Annotated in this window: 14 protein-coding genes, 8 tRNA genes and 2 rRNA genes (1 of these 24 cut by a window edge); 23 read left to right on the top strand and 1 reads right to left on the bottom strand. The window is 40.3% G+C overall.

Features of this window, described 5'->3' with window-relative positions; genetic code table 11:
• The 10 genes from IGK86_RS14065 to IGK86_RS14020 all read left to right on the top strand — a co-directional run.
• Window positions 1–213, top strand: a 23S ribosomal RNA gene (locus tag IGK86_RS14065); it begins 2700 nt to the left of the window's first position.
• A 96-nt stretch (window positions 214–309) separates the two neighbouring features.
• Window positions 310–425 (top strand): 5S ribosomal RNA (gene rrf / locus IGK86_RS14060).
• Window positions 426–439: 14 nt separating this feature from the next.
• Window positions 440–512 (top strand) — tRNA-Val (locus IGK86_RS14055).
• 6 nt (window positions 513–518) lie between these two features.
• Window positions 519–591, top strand: a tRNA-Lys gene (locus IGK86_RS14050).
• Window positions 592–607: 16 nt separating this feature from the next.
• Window positions 608–689, top strand: a tRNA-Leu gene (locus IGK86_RS14045).
• Between the two features lie 6 nt (window positions 690–695).
• Window positions 696–771: transfer RNA gene (locus IGK86_RS14040), tRNA-Thr, on the top strand.
• 4 nt (window positions 772–775) lie between these two features.
• Window positions 776–847: transfer RNA gene (locus IGK86_RS14035), tRNA-Gly, on the top strand.
• Window positions 848–862: 15 nt separating this feature from the next.
• Window positions 863–948, top strand: a tRNA-Leu gene (locus IGK86_RS14030).
• A gap of 14 nt (window positions 949–962) precedes the next feature.
• Window positions 963–1036 (top strand) — tRNA-Arg (locus IGK86_RS14025).
• An 89-nt stretch (window positions 1037–1125) separates the two neighbouring features.
• Window positions 1126–1199: transfer RNA gene (locus tag IGK86_RS14020), tRNA-Pro, on the top strand.
• 47 nt (window positions 1200–1246) lie between these two features.
• Here IGK86_RS14020 and IGK86_RS14015 read toward each other — a convergent pair.
• The gene (locus IGK86_RS14015; RefSeq protein ID WP_002354705.1) at window positions 1247–2104 is read right to left on the bottom strand and encodes a MurR/RpiR family transcriptional regulator; all 858 of its coding nucleotides are present in this window, start codon (window positions 2102–2104) and stop codon (window positions 1247–1249) included.
• Between the two features lie 145 nt (window positions 2105–2249).
• Between IGK86_RS14015 and IGK86_RS14010 the strand changes: the two genes are divergently transcribed.
• The 13 genes from IGK86_RS14010 to IGK86_RS13950 all read left to right on the top strand — a co-directional run bounded on the left by IGK86_RS14010 (window position 2250) and on the right by IGK86_RS13950 (window position 19184).
• Window positions 2250–3557, top strand: a complete 1308-nt coding sequence (locus IGK86_RS14010) for a PTS sugar transporter subunit IIC (protein ID WP_033627819.1) — start codon at window positions 2250–2252, stop codon at window positions 3555–3557.
• The gene (locus IGK86_RS14005) at window positions 3535–4755 is read left to right on the top strand and encodes an aminotransferase class I/II-fold pyridoxal phosphate-dependent enzyme (protein ID WP_438742592.1); all 1221 of its coding nucleotides are present in this window, start codon (window positions 3535–3537) and stop codon (window positions 4753–4755) included. The genes IGK86_RS14010 and IGK86_RS14005 overlap by 23 nt, the downstream gene beginning before the upstream one ends.
• Window positions 4756–4967: 212 nt before the next feature.
• The gene (locus IGK86_RS14000; protein WP_002354715.1) at window positions 4968–5435 is read left to right on the top strand and encodes a CtsR family transcriptional regulator; all 468 of its coding nucleotides are present in this window, start codon (window positions 4968–4970) and stop codon (window positions 5433–5435) included.
• 2 nt (window positions 5436–5437) lie between these two features.
• Window positions 5438–7933 (top strand): ATP-dependent Clp protease ATP-binding subunit, encoded by a 2496-nt coding sequence (locus IGK86_RS13995; RefSeq protein WP_002360915.1) that lies wholly within the window; start codon window positions 5438–5440, stop codon window positions 7931–7933.
• 133 nt (window positions 7934–8066) lie between these two features.
• Entirely contained in the window at window positions 8067–9101 is a 1035-nt protein-coding gene (locus tag IGK86_RS13990) for an FUSC family protein (RefSeq protein WP_002354721.1), read from the top strand.
• Between the two features lie 179 nt (window positions 9102–9280).
• Window positions 9281–10201 (top strand): peptidase U32 family protein, encoded by a 921-nt coding sequence (locus IGK86_RS13985; protein WP_002354722.1) that lies wholly within the window; start codon window positions 9281–9283, stop codon window positions 10199–10201.
• Window positions 10202–10228: 27 nt separating this feature from the next.
• Window positions 10229–11476 (top strand): peptidase U32 family protein, encoded by a 1248-nt coding sequence (locus IGK86_RS13980; protein WP_002368523.1) that lies wholly within the window; start codon window positions 10229–10231, stop codon window positions 11474–11476.
• Between the two features lie 23 nt (window positions 11477–11499).
• Entirely contained in the window at window positions 11500–13062 is a 1563-nt protein-coding gene (locus tag IGK86_RS13975; protein ID WP_016617647.1) for a PucR family transcriptional regulator, read from the top strand.
• Between the two features lie 134 nt (window positions 13063–13196).
• Complete coding sequence (locus IGK86_RS13970) at window positions 13197–14471, top strand: cytosine permease (RefSeq protein ID WP_016617646.1); 1275 nt, start codon at window positions 13197–13199, stop codon at window positions 14469–14471.
• 19 nt (window positions 14472–14490) lie between these two features.
• Window positions 14491–15585 carry a DUF917 domain-containing protein gene (locus IGK86_RS13965; protein ID WP_016617645.1) on the top strand — a complete coding sequence of 365 codons (1095 nt, stop codon included), beginning with the start codon at window positions 14491–14493 and terminating at the stop codon, window positions 15583–15585.
• The gene (locus IGK86_RS13960; RefSeq protein WP_002360919.1) at window positions 15586–17139 is read left to right on the top strand and encodes a hydantoinase/oxoprolinase N-terminal domain-containing protein; all 1554 of its coding nucleotides are present in this window, start codon (window positions 15586–15588) and stop codon (window positions 17137–17139) included.
• Window positions 17140–17401: 262 nt separating this feature from the next.
• Window positions 17402–18067 (top strand): hypothetical protein, encoded by a 666-nt coding sequence (locus IGK86_RS13955; RefSeq protein ID WP_002354729.1) that lies wholly within the window; start codon window positions 17402–17404, stop codon window positions 18065–18067.
• Window positions 18045–19184 carry a helix-turn-helix domain-containing protein gene (locus tag IGK86_RS13950; RefSeq protein ID WP_002365444.1) on the top strand — a complete coding sequence of 380 codons (1140 nt, stop codon included), beginning with the start codon at window positions 18045–18047 and terminating at the stop codon, window positions 19182–19184. Before IGK86_RS13955 ends, IGK86_RS13950 begins: the two co-directional genes overlap by 23 nt.
• The last annotated feature ends 18 nt before the right edge of the window (window positions 19185–19202 follow it).

Below are 19202 nucleotides of genomic sequence, written 5' to 3'. Positions count from 1 at the left end.
GTACCAGTTGTTCTGCCAAGGGCATTGCTGGGTAGCTATGTAGGGAAGGGATAAACGCTGAAAGCATCTAAGTGTGAAGCCCACCTCAAGATGAGATTTCCCATTTCTTTAAGAAAGTAAGACCCCTGAGAGATGATCAGGTAGATAGGTTGGAAGTGGAAGGCTAGTGATAGTTGGAGCGGACCAATACTAATCGGTCGAGGACTTAACCAAAGAATGGATAAGTAAAAGCAACTTGGTTATTTTGATTCAAACTTCAATCCAGTTTTGAGTGAATGAAGATTCAACTCAATAAGAAACAACACCCAGTGTGGTGGCGATAGCGAGAAGGATACACCTGTTCCCATGCCGAACACAGAAGTTAAGCTTCTTAGCGCCGATTGTAGTGAAGGGTTTCCCTTTGTGAGAGTAGGACGTCGCCACGCGAATTGTTGTTTTTGGAGGTTTAGCTCAGCTGGGAGAGCACCTGCCTTACAAGCAGGGGGTCAGCGGTTCGATCCCGTTAACCTCCATTTTTTGAGCCGTTAGCTCAGTTGGTAGAGCATCTGACTTTTAATCAGAGGGTCACAGGTTCGAGCCCTGTACGGCTCATATTCATATTTCATTTGCGGGTGTGGCGGAATTGGCAGACGCACTAGATTTAGGATCTAGCGCCGCAAGGCGTGGGGGTTCAAGTCCCTTCACCCGCATATTTAGCCGGCTTAGCTCAGTTGGTAGAGCATCTGATTTGTAATCAGAGGGTCGAGGGTTCAAGTCCTTTAGCCGGCACCATTTTGCGGAAATAGCTCAGTGGTAGAGCACCACCTTGCCAAGGTGGGGGTCGCGGGTTCGAACCCCGTTTTCCGCTTAGCCAATTCATTACGCCGGGGTGGCGGAACTGGCAGACGCACAGGACTTAAAATCCTGCGGTGAGTGATCACCGTACCGGTTCGATTCCGGTCCTCGGCATTGTTTTATATTTAGCACCCATAGCTCAACTGGATAGAGTGTTTGACTACGAATCAAAAGGTTAGGGGTTCGACTCCCTTTGGGTGCATAGTTGAGTGATTGACTAAGTTTTAAAAAGGTGCACGTGAGTTTCTTTTTAATTCGATAGTCTTTTTTTATTACTTTAACTTCATAGCCCGGGAAGTAGCTCAGCTTGGTAGAGCACTTGGTTTGGGACCAAGGGGTCGCAGGTTCGAATCCTGTCTTCCCGATTGTGAAAAACAGTACTGATCATCAGTACTGTTTTTTTTTTTTTTGTTTAAAATTTAAGTATCGAAGTAGGTGTATTTTTTTGTGATGTGTAATTCTTATCGAAATTGCGACTAAAAATACAGGAATAAAGGACATTGAGAATATATTCGATGGCTAGTTGAGAGGAAAAGGTCGAGACTTTGAAATCTGCATGTTCAACGTTAGGAATGGGCAAAATCACTGTGGCATATTTAGCTAATTGGCTGTTCAAGTCTGAAGTAATAGCAATAATCGGGGTGCCTCCTTCTGCAAAAATCCGTGCTTCATTAACGATTTCTGCAGTGTTACCACTGTAAGAGACGAGGATGGCTACGTCATTTTTGGTGGCATTGATGGCTAAATAAAATTGTTCAGCTTGATAAGGAATTAAATGGATAAATAGCTGAATACGTAATAACTTTGTTTGAAAATCCGTTAAGCGAATGTAGGAGTTACTGACACCCACTGCTAAAATATTTTCAGCGGTTAAAAGTAAATCAATGCTTTTATTTAACATGGCCTCGGTTAATAACTGTTGAGTGGATTGAACGGTTTCAGTCGTTAACTGCGCAATTTTCTTGGCAATTAGTAAATCAGAATCTTGCGCTAAAAAAGGCATATTCGCATCAACATTCCGGATTGCTTGGTAGTGAATTTCTAAGTCGCGGGACAAGCGGATTTTAAATTCTTTGAAACCGCTAGTTTCTGTTTTTTTACACAAACGAACAATCGTGGAAGTTGAAGAGTTGGTGGCTTCTGCTAGTTCATAAATCGACATATGCAGGACTCGTTCAGTATGAGATAAAATAAAATCAATAATTAGCCCTTCGTTATATGTATAGCGTTCTTTTTGTTCTAAACATTCGATTAGATTCAATGGGTTCACCTCTCTGTGGTACTTTGTTTCGCTTTCAGTATACCTTAAGCGTATGAATTATGAAACATAGTTACAGAATCAGTTAGTCGTATTTACATCAGAAAGCGGTTTCTTTATGATGAGGATATCACAAAGGATTAAGGAGAGAAGTGAAATGGATAAGTTAACAAACTGGGTGGAGCAAGCCGTAGTGCCTAAAGTTTCAAGGATTACAAGTTTACGTTATTTTCAAGCCTTAAGAAATGGTTTTTTTGCGATTATGCCGTTAACAATTATTGGATCGATTTTTATGTTGATTACAGATTTTCCAGTAGCAGGGTATGGCGATTTTATGGCTGGAATTTTCGGTGCAGGTTGGGCGGATATGATTTCACCAGCTTATCGAGCAACTTTCAACATGATGGGAATTATTTTTGCCGGGACGATGTCCTATAAATTGGCGGAAAGTTACGAAATGGATCGTTTAACTTCATTAATTTTAGGAATTGTCGCTTACGTAGTCGTTTTACCGAAAACGGTGACCACTGAATCAGGCGAAGTTGTGACGAAAGTTTTATCGTTTGATTGGTTAGGAACGCAAGGGGTGATTACGGCCATTATTATGTCAATTCTTTCGGTTGAATTGACTCGTTTCTGTATTAAGAAAAAATTAGTCATCAAAATGCCTGAAAGCGTGCCTTCTATGGTGAGCCAAGCTTTTAGTGCATTGATTCCTGGGATTTTTGTGGTAGCGGTGGCTTTATTGATTAATGGGATTGGGCTTTCGTTTGCGAATTCCTTCCCGCAATTAATTTATGCGGTGATTCAAGCGCCACTGCAAGGTTTAATCGGAACCCCTTTTGCAATTATTATTGTGGCTGGCTTAAATGGACTGTTCTGGTGGTTTGGGATTCATCCAACTGTCATCAATTCCATGCTATATCCTATTTTATATGCGAATGCAGACAAAAACCAAAGCTTAGCGGAATTAGGACAATTAACTGCTCAAAGTGGCAACTTTGGCACGGTCCAAATGCTCGATCAATTTGCCACAATTGGAGGCGCTGGTTGCACGATTGGCTTGGCTATTGCAATGGCCATCGTCGGACATTCATCTAGAATGAAAGCCATGTCGAAAATTTCGTTTGTTCCAGCATTTTTCAACATTAATGAACCCTTGATTTTTGGACTCCCAGTTATTTTTAACCCTTTATTATTGATTCCGATTGCGGTCGCGCCGATTGTATCGGTCTTGATTGCCTTTCTGTCAATGAAAATTGGGTTCATGCCAATGTTTACAAACATTCAAGCACCATGGGCTACGCCCTTTCTGTTTTCGGGCTTTTTAGTGGGAAAATGGCAAGGTGCAGTGACGCAAGTTTTAGCTGTTGCCGCTAGTGTCGTTATTTATTATCCATTTGTAAAAGCCTTAGATCGACAATATCAAAAAGAAGAAGCCCATGAAGTACCAGAAACATTGTAGAGAAAGAGGAGTGAAGGAAATGCATGTTGAGAATGATAAAAATATTTGCTGTGAAGTGGAAAAAGGAATGGAAAAAATGTATCATCCGATGGTGCCCGAGTTGGTTCAAACCTCTTCCTTTTATTTTCCAACTTACGAAGAATTTATGGCAGCGAGTATAGATGAAAAAAATAATTATGTTTACACACGTGGCACCAACCCCACAACAGAAATTTTAGAGAAAAAAATTGCTCGTTTGGAACGTGGAGAAAAATGTAAAGTTTTTGCCTCAGGAATGGGCGCTATTTCGGCAACGCTGTTTACGTTGCTCCAACAAGGTGATCATGTTTTAATGGTCAATACAATTTATGGAGAATCTGTTTCGTTTGTGCAATATTTAGAGAAATTTGGCGTATCCTTGACCAAGGTAGACGTTGCAGAAACAGAAGAACTTTTTCAATTTGTTCAGGAAAACACCAAAGTCATTTACTTTGAAAGTCCGTCCTCACAAAAGTTTGAACTACTAGATTTAGAAAAAATAACTGCGTTAGCACAAAAAATCGGCGCATACACTGTCATTGATAATACGTGGGCGTCACCGTTATTTCAGCATCCTTTATGCCATAATGTAGACCTGGTGATTCATTCTTGTTCCAAATATATTGGTGGTCATTCGGATATTGTAGCAGGGGCTGTCATTGGCAAAGCAGCGCTTGTAGATCAAATTTTTGAACATGGTCATCAAGCTTTAGGAGCAGTCAATAGTCCCTTCAATTCTTGGTTAGCGTTACGAGGTATTCGTACCATGCCCGTTCGGTTGGCGCATCAGTCTCAAGCCATCCAAACGGTGCTGTCGGTTTTGCAAAAGGATTCGCGAATCAGCCGCTTATATCATCCTTTTGTAGGAAATAAACAACAACAAGCGTTAGCAGAAAAATATTTAACAGGTTATGGCTCATTGTTTGCGATTGATTTAAAAGATACCGATTTTGAACGTTTGAAAACATTTGTGAATGCATTGACGCTGGTCACAATTGGGGTCAGTTGGGGTGGCTTTGAAAGTTTGGCCTTGCCTGTATTCAAAGGCAATAACTTGGCAGCTGTTCAGAAAAGAGGCTTGTCGCCAGCGCACATTCGCATGTACGTTGGTTTGGAAGAGCCAACATCTATTATCGAAGATATTCAACAAGCCTTGGATCAATCCTATGGCGAAGAATAGTTTTTGTGAGACATTAAGGCGGAGCCATTGTCTGCCTGTGATTTAATAACATATTTTCATTTTTAGGAGGGGAACTTAAGTCAGTTTGACTGAGGTTGCTCCTCCTGTTTTGCATTTTTTTATTAAAGTCAAAGCGTTCCTCTTTATTTAATAGGCAAAGTTCGATATAATAATGGTCAATATTAGTCAAGAGAGAAGAAGGATGGAAGACTATGAGTAATCAAAATACGTCAGATTTAATCGAGGCTTATTTAAAAAAGATTTTAGAAGAAAGTAATAAAATTGAAATCCGTCGGGCGGAAATGGCTAATTTATTTAATTGCGTTCCTTCACAAATTAACTATGTAATTAATACACGTTTTACCATCCAACGAGGCTACGCAGTTGAAAGTAAACGTGGTGGAGGCGGCTATATTCGCATTGTCAAAGTACAAATTTCAGATAACGATCAATTACTAAAACAAATGGATCAATTGATTGGCGCAACCTTAACAGAAAAAGATGCGCTAACATTTATTCAAACATTGTATGAAGAAGAAGTGATTACGAAAAAGGAAGGCAATTTAATGCTAGCTGCTTTAAGTAAAAGCACATTAAATGGTCTGGGGAATCACGAAGATTTTCTAAGAGCTCAAATAATGCGTTCATTTTTAGAGCGCTTGAGCTATGAGGAGGAATAACTATGGATGAACTATTTACAGAAAGTGCGAAAGCCGTACTGGCGATTGCCCAAGAAGAAGCGAAGTATTTTCGTCACCAATCCGTCGGTTCTGAGCATTTATTATTAGCACTCGTTTTAGAACCAAATGGGATTGCCGGAAAAACATTACGACAATTGAATACTGACACAGAAGACATCCGTGAAGAAATTGAGCATTTAAGTGGCTATGGCACCATGCAAAGTCCAATGGGAAATAACAACTTATACTTACCTTATTCACCAAGAGCCAAACAAATCTTTGCCTATGCTGGAGATGAAGCGAAGCGCTTAGGGGCTCAAAAGATTGGTACCGAGCATTTATTATTAGGCTTGTTAAGAGACGAAGAAATTTTAGCGTCTAGAATTTTAGTGAATTTGGGATTAAGCTTATCCAAAATGCGTCAATTATTATTGAAAAAAATGGGCGTTTCCGAACCCAATGGCGCACAACGTCGTCGGAATGGTCAAAATAAAAATACGCCACAAGGGACGCCAACATTGGATTCTTTAGCAAGAGATTTAACCAAGTTAGCACGAGAACAAAGCTTGGATCCAGTAGTTGGTCGCGGTACCGAAGTCCGTCGTTTGATCCAAATTTTGAGTCGCCGTACCAAAAACAATCCTGTCTTAGTCGGTGAACCAGGTGTTGGGAAAACAGCGATAGCAGAAGGCTTAGCCCAGAAAATTGTCAACCGAGAAGTCCCTGAAGATATGCAAGGCAAACGTTTAATGATGCTAGACATGGGTGCCTTGGTTGCTGGAACCAAATATCGAGGTGAGTTCGAAGATCGCTTGAAAAAAGTTGTCGATGAAATCTATCAAGATGGACAAGTCATTTTATTTATCGACGAATTGCATACCTTGATCGGTGCTGGCGGTGCAGAAGGGGCGATTGATGCTTCAAATATTTTAAAACCTGCTTTAGCACGTGGTGAGTTGCAAACCATTGGTGCGACAACTCTGGATGAATACCAAAAATATATTGAAAAAGATGCCGCTTTGGAACGTCGTTTTGCCCGTATTCAAGTAGCAGAACCAACGCCAGAAGAAGCAGAAGAAATTCTAAAAGGCTTGCGTTCACGCTATGAAAAACATCATGGCGTAGAAATTACAGATGAAGCTCTACATGCAGCGGTTCAATTATCGATTCGCTATTTAAATGACCGCCAATTACCAGATAAAGCAATTGATTTAATGGACGAATCTGCAGCAAAAGTTCGTTTAGATAAGGCAGATCAACCTTCAGAAATTAATGAATTGCGTACCGAAATTTCTCAATTAATTACGGAAAAAGAAGAGGCCATTCAAAACCAATCATTTGAAAGTGCCGCTCGGATTCGTCAAAAAGAAAAACAAGTAATGGAAAAACTAGAAGAATTGATTGCAGTGAAAGAAAAAAGTCTGTCTGGTTACAGTACGCAAGTAACAGAAGAAGACGTGGCTGGAGTCGTTTCACAATGGACAGGCGTTCCTTTGCAGCAGCTAGAGAAGAAAGAAAGCGAACGATTGATGGAATTAGAAACCATTTTACATCAACGGGTCGTTGGCCAAAATGAAGCAGTTGAAGCTGTTTCACGCGCTATCCGTCGTGCGCGTAGTGGCTTGAAAGACCCAGCAAGACCGATTGGTTCCTTCATGTTCTTAGGACCAACAGGGGTTGGGAAAACAGAACTTGCCAAAGCCTTAGCCGAAGCGATGTTTGGCAGCGAAGAAGCTTTGATTCGCGTGGACATGTCTGAGTTTATGGAAAAATACAGTACTAGCCGTTTAATCGGTTCTCCTCCAGGTTATGTCGGCTACGAAGAAGGCGGCCAACTAACTGAAAAAATTCGTCAACGTCCTTATTCCGTTATTTTGCTAGATGAAGTAGAAAAAGCCCATCCAGATGTCTTTAATATTTTATTACAAGTCTTAGATGATGGCCATTTAACGGATGCCAAAGGACGAAAAGTCGATTTTCGTAACACGATTTTAATCATGACCTCCAACTTAGGAGCAACAGCGATTCGTGAAGAAAAACATGTTGGCTTCAATGTGAAAGACATTTCTAAAAATCATGAATTAATGCAAAAACGAATCATGGAAGAATTGAAAAAAGCCTTCCGTCCAGAATTCTTAAACCGAATTGATGAAACGGTTGTCTTCCATTCCTTGAAACAAGAGGAAATTCATGAAATCGTAAAAATTATGAGTCAATCTGTCGTGAAACGGATGGCCGAACAAGAGGTTAAAGTGAAAATCACACCAGCTGCAATTGAAGTTATTGGTAAAGTTGGGTTTGATCCAGAATATGGCGCACGTCCAATTCGTCGGGCCTTGCAAAAAGAAGTGGAAGATCGTTTAAGTGAAGCCCTTCTTTCCGGTCAAATTCAGTTAGGGGATAAAGTAACCTTAGGTGCTAGCAAAGGCAAAATTACGTTAAATGTGCGGGCACCAAAAGCACCAAAGACAGAAGCGAAAGAATTACAAACTGTATAGATGAGATGCAAAGTCTGGTACAAAAACCATTTAGGGTTTTTATGCCAGGCTTTTCTATTTTCCAGTGGCGATTTCTTTTTGAGAATTGCCAGATTGATTTTTCTGTGCTACGTTAATAAGGAGGGGTGATGGAATGGAACAATCTTTTTTTCGAGAATTACTACATTATCAGCGTCCAAAGGATAATCCTTTTCGACTAGTGTTTGCTGGCTTGGTTATGTTCAGCATTCTTTTTTTGGGCTATATCAATCATCAATTATTGATTTCAAGCTTTGGCTCGTTAGGTATTTTTACTTTTTTATATTATCAGCCGTTACCATTAAAACAGTTAATGACTCGTTTATCTGTGGTCGGTAGTTACCTTTTTTTAGGAAATTTGTTAGGCATGTTATCGACCCATATTGCATGGCTCATTCCCATTGTTGTTGCCCTGGTCGGTTTTGGTGGCCGCTTTTTCTTTGAAGTCTACGATATTTCAAAACCAGGGGCCTTCTTTGGTGTGATGGTGACAGCGATGGGTGCCAGTACGAGTATTCCGTTAGCAAAAATTCCGTTCATGAGTGGCTGTATGTTATTAGGCATTGGCTTTTCCATTTTGTTTGCACTAGTGTTGCATTTTACAGAGAAGGAAATCAGTGCCCCGCTAGCTAAGCGATCATTACGGGAACGAATTTATCGGCATCCAGAAGCGCCATTAGATAGCATATATTATAGCTTTGTCTTATTTTTTGCTGTATATATCAGCGAAAGTTTACATTTACAGAATCCATATTGGCTAGTCGTTTCCTGTGCATCCATTTTACAAGGAGACAATTTACGTGCGATTAAGCAGCGAAATATTCAGCGAATTTTTGGCACAACGATTGGATTGGTTATTTCCGCTTTTCTGCTTAATTTAGCTTTGACAACTTTTGAATCGATTGTCGTGATTACAATCTTATTTGTGACCGTTGAGTATTTTATTCGTCGTAATTATGGATTGGCGCAATTTTTCACAACGCCTATGGCTCTGATGCTTTCATTGCTCGTTCGTCAGCAGTACGTGATAACGTTGATTCAATTCCGCTTTTTGGGGATTGTTTTAGGTAGCTTGTTAGGCTTAGCGGCAGCGTGGTTATTTACCGTTGTAGTAACGTTTTATGAACGAAAATATCACTTGAACGAGTGACTAAAGAATAGATGACCAGTAATTAAAAAAGAACATTTGGTAGGTAAGCGGATGGTGCTTCTCTACCAAAATTTTTTTCGGAAACATTGTGAAAAATGTACGTTTAATACAGATAGGCTCTTTTAAAGTTTGTGAACGTATGATACTATTAAACGGTCATAAAGAAGGAGGCTATATTTATGATTGAACTGATTGCAACTGCAGAATCTGTTGAGCAGGCTGTAGAATTACTCGCAACAGGTGTGGATACATTATATATTGGAGAAGAAACATTCGGGTTGCGTTTGCCCGTATCTTTTACACGAGATGAACAACGCGAGATTGTGAAACGTGCACATGAAATGGGCAAACAAGTGCTAGTTGCAGTAAATGGCATTATGCACCCTGAAAAAATGAAATTAGTCCCAGAGTATCTGACATTTTTAAAAGAAATCAACGTCGATAAAATTACTTTGGGTGATCCAGGTATTGTGTTTATTATGCAACGAGATGGATTAGAAATTCCTTACGTTTATGATGGCGAAACTTTGGTAACGAGCTCACGTCAAATCAATTTTTGGAGTAAACGAGGAGCCATCGGAGCTGTCCTAGCTCGGGAAGTACCTTTTGAAGAAATGGTCGCAATGGAAGAAAACTTAGCAGTTCCAGCTGAAATTCTTGTCTATGGGGCGACGTGTATTCATCAATCGAAACGCCCATTAATTCAAAATTACTACAATTACACAAAGAACGACAAAGGGGTTACGAAAGACGAAGGGCTGTTTATTTCTGAACCCAAAAAACCAGAAACCCACTATTCCATTTATGAAGATAGTCATGGTACGCATATTTTTGCCAATAACGATGTGAACTTGATGAATGAGTTAACAAACTTGTATGACCATCACTATCGTACATGGAAGCTCGATGGCCTTTACACGCCAGGTGAAAATTTTGTCGCGATTGCTCGCTTATTTGCTGAAGCGAAAGCAGCACTTGAAGCGGGAACTTGGTCAGAAGATCAAGCAGCTCATGCAACAGCTGAAATTGAAAAATTACATCCAACAGGTCGTGGCTTAGACAATGGTTTCTTTGATTTAAGTGCCGATGCAATAAAATAAATTGATTCATTTAAGGGGAAGAAGAACATGAAAGTAATGACAGAACGAACATTGAAGCGTCCCGAGGTGTTGGCTCCAGCCGGGACGCTAGAAAAACTAAAAGTCGCAATTCGTTACGGTGCCGATGCCGTTTATATCGGAGGGAATGCCTACGGTCTGCGTAGCCGCGCAGGAAATTTCACGCCAGAAGAAATGGCGGAAGGCGTAGCCTTTGCCCGCGAACATAATGCGAAAGTTTATGTCGCTGCCAATATGGTCACTCATGAAGGAAACCAGGAAGGGGCAGGAGCGTTTTTCAGAGAATTGCGAGACATCGGAATTTCAGCTGTGATTGTTTCCGATCCAGCTTTAATCGAAATTTGTGCGACAGAAGCACCAGGTTTACCTATCCATTTATCGACACAAGCTTCAGCAACCAACTATGAAACATTAGAATTTTGGAAAAATGAAGGCTTAGAACGTGTGGTATTAGCGCGCGAAGTTTCAATGGAGGAAGTTGCAGCGATTCGTGAAAATACGGACATTGAAATTGAAGCCTTTATTCATGGAGCAATGTGTATTTCATATTCAGGACGTTGTACTTTATCCAACCATATGTCGATGCGGGATGCCAATCGTGGCGGTTGCTCTCAATCTTGTCGTTGGAAATACGAGTTATTTGATATGCCTTTTGGGACAGAACGTCGGAGCAAAACCAGTGAAGGGGAAGTTGAAGAAGAGTTTTCAATGAGCGCCGTAGATATGTCTATGATTGAACATATTCCAGAATTAATTGAAAATGGTGTCGATAGTTTTAAAATTGAAGGCCGCATGAAATCCATTCACTATGTTTCGACAGTCGCTAATGTGTATAAAAAAGCCGTCGATTCTTACATGGAAGATCCTGAAAACTATGTCTGCCAACAAGAGTGGATTGATGAATTATGGAAAGTAGCACAACGTGAATTAGCAACTGGTTTTTATTACAATACACCAAGTGAAAATGAACAATTATTCGGCGAACGTCGTAAAATTCCACAATATAAATTTGTTGGCGAAGTGATTGCGTACAACGAAAAGACGCAAGTCGCGACAATTCGTCAACGGAACCTTTTCAGTGTCGGCGATGAAATTGAATTTTATGGTCCCGGGTTTACCCATTTCCACCAAACCGTTAAAGAGATGTATAATGAAGACGGTGAAGCGATCGATCGGGCACCTAATCCCATGATGTTATTAACAATGGAAGTGACGCAACCTGTTGCAGTCGGCGATATGATTCGTAAGAAAAAATAAACCAGCCAAAAGGAGGAGTAATTATGAGTGTCCGCGTGAATGATTTATTAAAATTACCGTCTTTGCGAGAAGCAACGGTACTTTCTGGTAAAAACCAATTGGACACATCTGTTGCTTCTCTTTCTTTTTTAGAAGTCTCTGATATGTCTTTGTTTTCGGAAAAACTTCACAAAACAAATGAATACCATGCTGGCGAAATTTTGATTGGTTCATTTTGTGCCATTCGTCATGATGTGGTGAAGCAATGTGAAACGATTCGGCATCTCCATGAATTAGGCGAAGTAGGCCTAATCTTGTACTACGTTGGGATTATCGTACCGAAAGTTGCAGAGGAAGTGATTCAATTAGCGGATTCTTTAGGTTTTATTTTAATCCAAATGCCTAAAAATGATCCCACATTACGCTACAACGAAGTCATTTATGAAGTCATGAAATTGTTAGTCAATAAAAATAAAATGGCTTCTTTTGCAACGGACCTCTTGGAAAAAGTTTCCCTTTTGCCTGAACAAAACCGCAGTGTGGAAATGACCTTGAAAATCCTATCCGATTTTTTAAAAGTCAACATTGCGTTAACCACCTATACCAATGAAATCATCAGCACCATCAATTGGCCGCGAAGCACGAAATTACCCTTAACCAAGTTACTTTATCAATCACAAGAGAAAGTAGCGCTAGGAGAAACGACCTACTTCATTACCTCGCAAAAACTTCCTCAGAAAGATGGACAAACATTGAAGCTTTACTTCATTCGAGAAGAAGAGCAGTTAACCTCTTTTGAGATGAATCAAGCGGTGGAAGTCGTTCAGATGGCTCTGAATTTATGGGGGAAAAACTATGACGAAGTCAGTGAGTATGCCTTAGTCCAAGCAATCATTAACGATGAAAGTGATAAGATGTACCAATTAGCCAAAAAATTAATGATTGATATTTCTTCTGTCGAAACGATGTGGCTTTTGCCTATTTGGCAACAAGGACAAGAAATCCACGCTATTCAGCAAGATTTGAAAGATTTCCTACGTTACTATTACCAAACAACGATTGTCCAGCAAACAGAAAATTACCTGATTGTTCTCTTAGGTAATTATTTACACAAACAGCCTGAAGCCACGATTAGTAAAGAATACTTGCAAGCCACAGACTATCAGGACTATTTAGGTGAAATCATCCTTTGTCCGAAAGTTCGTAACACGACTGAAGTGCGTGTCAGCTACCAAACTGCTAATCAAGTCGCGCCGTTTTTAAAGCGTGTCTATCCACAAAGAAAAGTGTTATCAATCGCGGAAATTCGTACAGTTCAACAAATGATGACGTGTCTCCAAGCAGGAGAAGAAACCATCCAACAACGCTTAGCAGTTATCCAACCTCTCTTAAAAGAATCAGAGCAGTTAATGACATTAGGGACGTTTTTACTAGATGCAAGTAGTGATTTTAAAGAATGCGGCGAACGCCTATTTGTTCATAAAAATACGGTCAAATATCGTATCAGTAAAATTAATGAAGCGCTCGGCTATGATATGACCAACGCCGCCGAAGCCTATGAAGTCTATTTGGCGATGATCTTATATCGCTTGGTCACGAATGAATGAAAAAAGCAGACAATCGGCAGTAGCCGATTTGCCTGCTTTTTTATTTTAAGCCAAAACTTCCTCGATATTTTTTTCAATTTGAAAAAGACCTATGACTGATTTTTCGTTATAATTGAAAAAATAATTAAGGAGGAATGAGAATGAAATTAAAAAACGAGCAACAACAATCGTGGCTTAGCTTAGCATTTGTTTGGGCGGGCGCAATGATTAGCGTGCCAGGATTAATTATTGGAGGAACGTTAGTTGCAGGCATGCCTTTATGGGAAGCTTTGTTAACAGGATTTATTGGTTACGGTATTATTGTTATTTTAATGATTTTACAAGGAATTCAAAGTTCCGACTTACAAGAACCTTCTGTCAAAGTCGCTTCTCAAGTGTTTGGCATTCAAGGTTCGCAAAAGATTATTTCCATTATTCTAGCGATTGCTTGCTTAGGTTGGTTTGGTTTGCAAGCCAATGTCAGCGGCGGCGCCTTCACGAACTTTTTAAAAATTTACGGCATTGATTTACCTGTGTCGCTTTCTTCCTTAATCTGGGGAGTTATCATGCTTATTTCGGCTCTTTATGGCATAAAAATATTGAAAATTCTGAATTATTTTGCGGTTCCTGTGTTAGTTCTGGTTTGTCTTTATGGCTTGGTGGCTTCGTTAAGAAACAACGGTTGGGAAGCTGTTAGTCAATATACACCTCAAACAGCAGGAAGCTTTATGTCAGGTCTTTCAATGACTGTCGGTTCTTTTGCATTAGGCGCAGTAATTGCTGGAGATTACTCTCAATATGTTTCTTCTCGTAAAGATGTGGTTAAAGCGGCCACATTAGGGATTTTACCGACAGGCTTGTTGATGATTGGCGTTGGTGCGGTCTTGACCATTGCTTCGAACACCGCAGATATAACGGAAGTTTTTATGAATCTCGGTTTTCCAGTTTTAGGAATTATTGCGCTAATTTTAGCAACTTGGACCACGAATGCCGTGAATGCTTTTTCTGGCGGACTGGCCTTGATTAATGTCTTTGATATTCCAAAAGAAAAAGAAAAAGTCGCTGTCGGTGCGGCCGGCGCCATTGGAACCTTATTAGCAGTTGTGGGGATTTTAAATTACTTTACGCCGATTATGTCTGTCCTTTCTGCGATGGTTCCACCAGTGGCTGGTGTAATGATTGCTGCCTATTGGCTGATTAACAAAGGCGATCGAACCAAATGGCAGCCAACGCCTGGCGTGAATAAATTAGGTGTTTTTTCATGGCTAATTGGTGCTGCAGTGGGGGGCATTCCGGTGATTATGAGTTTCTTTCCCAATGCCCCTCAATTGCCTAACCAACCGCTAATTGGCATTGTTTTATCGTTTGTTATTTATTATTTCGGTGCAAAACGTCAACAGATGAACACCGAATCATTAGAAATGGAATGAAGAAGAGGAGTGTCGGAGAATGCGTTATTTAGATGCAGAAGCAATTGAGAATATAGCCACAGGAGCAGCTTTTTTAGGGACAGGAGGTGGCGGTGATCCCTACATTGGTAAAATGATGGCTTTGTCCGCCATCGAAGAAAACGGACCTGTCAAACTGGTTTCTCCAGAAGAAATTGCCGCGGAGGATTTTTTCCTACCAGCCGCAATGATGGGTGCCCCATCTGTCGCAATTGAAAAATTTCCCAAAGGCGACGAATTCGTCCGTGTCTTTGAGAAGTTAGGAAAATATTTAGACCAAGAAACGATTGCGGGAACCTTTCCAATGGAAGCTGGGGGCGTCAATTCAATGATTCCAATTGTTGTTGCAGCGAAGCTAGGCATTCCCTTGGTGGATTGTGATGGTATGGGTCGGGCCTTTCCAGAATTGCCTATGGTAACGTTCCATTTGAATGGGATGTCAGCGACCCCTATGGCAATTACCGATGAAAAAGGAAATATTGGCATTATGGAAACGATTGATAATACTTGGACAGAACGTCTTGCTCGTGTTCAAACAGTTGAAATGGGCGCCAGTGCTTTAGTGAGTATTTATCCCGCGACAGGCAAACAATTACAAGACTATGGTATTCACAACATCGTGACATTATCAGAAGAAATTGGCAAAGTGATTCGAGGTACCTATGCAGATGAACAAGAAAAACGCCAAGCATTAGTAGAAGTTACGGATGGCTTTGAATTGTTCCAAGGAAAAATTCTAGATGTGGAACGAGAAGTAAAAGGTGGCTTCAATTTGGGACGTGTCAAATTGAGTGGCTTAAACAGTGATGCTGGTTTAGAAGCAGTCGTCCATTTTCAAAATGAAAATTTAATTGCCGAGAAAGATGGTCAGGTGATTGCGATGACGCCTGATTTGATTTGTATGGTAGATTTAGAAACTTTAACGCCTGTGACAACAGAAAGCTTGAAATACGGCAAACGTGTCCAAGTAATGGGCTTGAAAGCGAATGCCGCTTGGCGAACGAAAAAAGGTATCGAAACAGTGGGTCCTCGTTATTTCGGCTACGAAATGGATTATCAACCACTAGAAAACTTAGTAGCGAAGGAGGACAAATAAATGTATAAAATCGGTATCGATGTCGGCGGCACAAATACAGATGCTGTTATTTTAGATCATCAATTAAACTTGATTCATTCAGTGAAAGTTCCAACAACCGATGATATTCAAACAGGGATTGCCGGTGCCTTAAATAAAGTCTTGGCAGAATCAGCAGTGGACCCAACCAAAGTCACACATGCAATGTTGGGCACGACCCAATGTACGAATGCCATTGTTGAGCGAAAAAAATTAGCAAAAGTTGGGGTCCTTCGTTTGGGCTATCCAGCAACCGCTTCGGTCTTGCCTTACACAGCTTGGCCCAAGGATTTAGTGGCCACTCTTTCAGAAACGTATGCTTTAGCACATGGCGGCTACGAATATGATGGACAACCATTGACTGCACTGGACGAAGAAGAATTACGTGGGATTTTGGCCTCTTGGCGAGGAGAAGTAGAGGCAATCGCAGTAATTGGCGTTTTTTCTTCTTTAAAAAATGACCAAGAATTGTTTGTTCAAGCGCTTGCGAAGGAAGTGTTAGGGGCAGATGTTCCTGTATCTTGCTCCTCAATGATTGGGTCTGTCGGTTTAATCGAACGGGAAAATGCGACAATTTTGAATGCTGCGTTGCACAAAGTAATTAAAGTGACCAGCGAAGGCTTTGAACAAGCCTTAGAACAAGAAAAAATTCATCACGCCCAAGTGTACTTATGTCAAAATGATGGTACGTTAATGTCGTTAACGTATGCCAAACAGTTTCCTATTTTAACCATTGCTTGTGGACCAACCAATAGTATTCGTGGGGCTTCTTACTTAGCCGGCTTGAAAGATGCGGTTGTTTTAGATGTTGGTGGCACAACGTCAGACATTGGCGTGTTAGTGGATGGCTTTCCAAGAGAATCTTCACTGGCCGTTGATGTTGGCGGGGTACGGACTAATTTTAGAATGCCAGATATCGTGTCAATCGGTGTCGGCGGCGGCAGTCTAGTGCGTGAACAACCAGATGGTTCTGTGACAGTTGGCCCCGATAGTGTCGGCTACCGTATTACACAAGAGGCCCTTGTTTTTGGCGGCACACAATTAACGACCACTGATATTGCGGTTCGCTTAGGCCATGCCCAAGTCGGTGATCCTAGCAAAGTGGCTCATTTAGACCAAGCGTTTGCGGAAAAAGTGTACCAAAAAATTGGCGAATTGGTCAGTGAAGCGATTGATCGCATGAAGACCAGTTCCGCAGACGTGACGGTCGTTTTAGTTGGTGGTGGGAGTATTATCATCCCCGAAGAATTGACAGGCGTTAAAGCGCTAATTCGCAACGAAAACGGAGCAGTGGCGAATGCCATCGGTGCCTCTATCGCTCAGATTAGCGGACAATACGAACAAATTTATGTCTATTCAAAAATCCAACGGGATGCGGCGTTGACTGATGCCCAAGAAAAAGCCGTCCAACAAGCTGAACTTGCGGGTGCAGTCCCTGGCACAATCGAGTTAGTCGAGGTGGAAGAAACACCACTTGCCTATCATCCAGAAAATGCAACCCGCTTACGAGTAAAAGTGGTTGGGAATATGTACTGAGGACCAGTGCAAAGCAAAAGTTATAAGAAGAGTTATTTGAAATATGAGGTCGGGCTAGGGCTGTCGATTGAAGTTTTATCCTGAAGAGTACAGAAGAAGCTATATCTGTCTCGCCCTTTATTTTAAAATTCAGAGTTAGGAAGGTAAGTCGAAATGACTTACCTTCCTAAGTTCATTTTTTTGTGTTGACATATTTTTTTAGAAAAGGCAAAATGTTAACATGGTATGTTGTTGGGGTGTTGTGAAAAAAGGAGAGAAAATAATGAGTATTTTAAAAGAACATTTAAAAAGAAATTGTGATGCACGAATGGTTGGTGTTTTATCGTTAAGCATAAGAGAAGCATATCGCTACTTAATGGAGCTAACAGAAAGAGAATCTATTTTTCAACGAGCAGAAATGAAAAAAGTTTGGGGACACGTTCGGCATGGATTGGTTGATGTTGGTTTAAAACAAGTGTTAACTTCATCAGCAATCCCACATGAAATAGCTGACAAAGCTAGTAGTCGATATGTCAATGGTCATACGTACTTAATGATTGAAACCAAAGGCGCAATTTTAACGCCAGCGAAAGTTTTATCAGAAGCTTCAGTTCCTAAAAAGGCATTATTTAGAAATCGTGGGAGCTTATTAAATAAGCAGTATAATTTATTTGACAAACCAGAAGATTTAAATGAGTATTATGATGCCAATCAACCGCCATTCTTATTACTAACTTATGGCGGATCGAATCATCAATTACGTTTTGTTCGATTAGGGTTACCAGATATTGGAGTTGGTCGTTGGATTGACCAAATTGATATTACGCAGGCACCAGTTCTTTTAAAAAATCCAGAGGAAGTTCGTAAGGACCTACATTTGACTTTTACGTCAACCGCTGACGAACTGATAAGGAGAGGACTAGAAAATGAACGAGAGGTTGATTTTTAATCCAAAGCAATTAACTTCGGCTCGCATTGCACGAGGATTAACAATGAAAGAATTAGCCGAGAAAGCAGAGCTATCTAGGCAAATGATTTCGAATTACGAATCGGGAAAAACAATTCCTAAAGCAGATAGCATATTAAAACTAATTTCTGTTTTACAATTTCCCCGTAGTTTCTTTTCAGCAGATACATTTGAATTGTATTCAGGCGCAACTTTTTTTAGAAGCCGAAGTGCGGCAACGAAGAAAGTAAGAGATATGCAAAAAGAGCGGTTAAAATATGTGCAAGAAGTGTATAAAGTATTAGCAACATATGTGAACTTTCCCAAAGTTTGTTTACCAGAATTAATTGAAAAGAGTATTTATGAAATCACAGAAGAAGAAATTGTGAAAAAGGCTGAGGAATTACGGAAAATTTGGGGCTTAGACTTGATTTCGCCAGTCCCTAATCTCATTCAGTTGGCTGAACAAAATGGTGTGATTATTTCAGAAGCCAACATGTCCAATCCAACACTAGATGCGGTCTCGCGTTGGATGATTGGTCGGCCGTTTATTATGCTCACAGATAATCATGAATCTGCTGTCCGTCGTCGTTTTAACGTGGCGCATGAACTAGGACATATTTTATTACACAACGGTGTTGAAAGTATTCATGAGTATTCGCAAACAGAATTAAAGAACATTATTGAGTATCAAGCAAATCTATTTGCTGCGCATTTTCTCCTTCCTTCAGCGGCTTTTTCTGATTCGCTCTTGTCTATTTCGTTAGAATACTATATTGATTTGAAAAAGTATTGGAAAGTTTCTCTTCAATCAATGATTCAAAAAACATACACATTAGCGTTAATTAATGATGATCAACGTCTCTATTTAAATAAAAGAATTGCTAAAAATAAATGGAAAACGAAAGAGCCTTACGATGAACAACTGACTATCGAACAGCCAGAAGTTTTCCAAAAAGTTTACCACATGATTTTAGAGCACCAAGTCATTCCTGCAAGTCAACTAAATCAAGCTTTTAAATTACCTAAAGAAGAAATAGAAAAGATATTAGGAACAGCTATTCAAACGGAGCAGGACAAAACAGAAATTGTTCTTGAATTATTACGTTCTAACAAGTAATCAAAAAGAAGGAGGAAT

The organism is Enterococcus sp. DIV1206, assembly GCF_051712485.1.
Taxonomy (GTDB): Bacteria; Bacillota; Bacilli; order Lactobacillales; family Enterococcaceae; genus Enterococcus; species Enterococcus faecalis.
Note: the sequence above shows the minus strand (reverse complement) of the source record. Positions and strands in the feature narration are given on the sequence as shown.

What these genes read in the sequence shown, in the direction of transcription:
- IGK86_RS14010 (WP_033627819.1), top strand. Translation starts at nt 2,250, where the DNA reads ATGGATAAGTTAACAAACTGGGTGGAGCAAGCCGTAGTGCCTAAAGTT.
- IGK86_RS13975 (WP_016617647.1), top strand. Translation starts at nt 11,500, where the DNA reads ATGAGTGTCCGCGTGAATGATTTATTAAAATTACCGTCTTTGCGAGAA.
- IGK86_RS13985 (WP_002354722.1), top strand. Translation starts at nt 9,281, where the DNA reads ATGATTGAACTGATTGCAACTGCAGAATCTGTTGAGCAGGCTGTAGAA.
- IGK86_RS13955 (WP_002354729.1), top strand. Translation starts at nt 17,402, where the DNA reads ATGAGTATTTTAAAAGAACATTTAAAAAGAAATTGTGATGCACGAATG.
- IGK86_RS13995 (WP_002360915.1), top strand. Translation starts at nt 5,438, where the DNA reads ATGGATGAACTATTTACAGAAAGTGCGAAAGCCGTACTGGCGATTGCC.
- IGK86_RS14005 (WP_438742592.1), top strand. Translation starts at nt 3,535, where the DNA reads ATGAAGTACCAGAAACATTGTAGAGAAAGAGGAGTGAAGGAAATGCAT.
- IGK86_RS13990 (WP_002354721.1), top strand. Translation starts at nt 8,067, where the DNA reads ATGGAACAATCTTTTTTTCGAGAATTACTACATTATCAGCGTCCAAAG.
- IGK86_RS14000 (WP_002354715.1), top strand. Translation starts at nt 4,968, where the DNA reads ATGAGTAATCAAAATACGTCAGATTTAATCGAGGCTTATTTAAAAAAG.
- IGK86_RS13960 (WP_002360919.1), top strand. Translation starts at nt 15,586, where the DNA reads ATGTATAAAATCGGTATCGATGTCGGCGGCACAAATACAGATGCTGTT.
- IGK86_RS13980 (WP_002368523.1), top strand. Translation starts at nt 10,229, where the DNA reads ATGAAAGTAATGACAGAACGAACATTGAAGCGTCCCGAGGTGTTGGCT.
- IGK86_RS13950 (WP_002365444.1), top strand. Translation starts at nt 18,045, where the DNA reads ATGAACGAGAGGTTGATTTTTAATCCAAAGCAATTAACTTCGGCTCGC.
- IGK86_RS13965 (WP_016617645.1), top strand. Translation starts at nt 14,491, where the DNA reads ATGCGTTATTTAGATGCAGAAGCAATTGAGAATATAGCCACAGGAGCA.
- IGK86_RS13970 (WP_016617646.1), top strand. Translation starts at nt 13,197, where the DNA reads ATGAGAATGAAATTAAAAAACGAGCAACAACAATCGTGGCTTAGCTTA.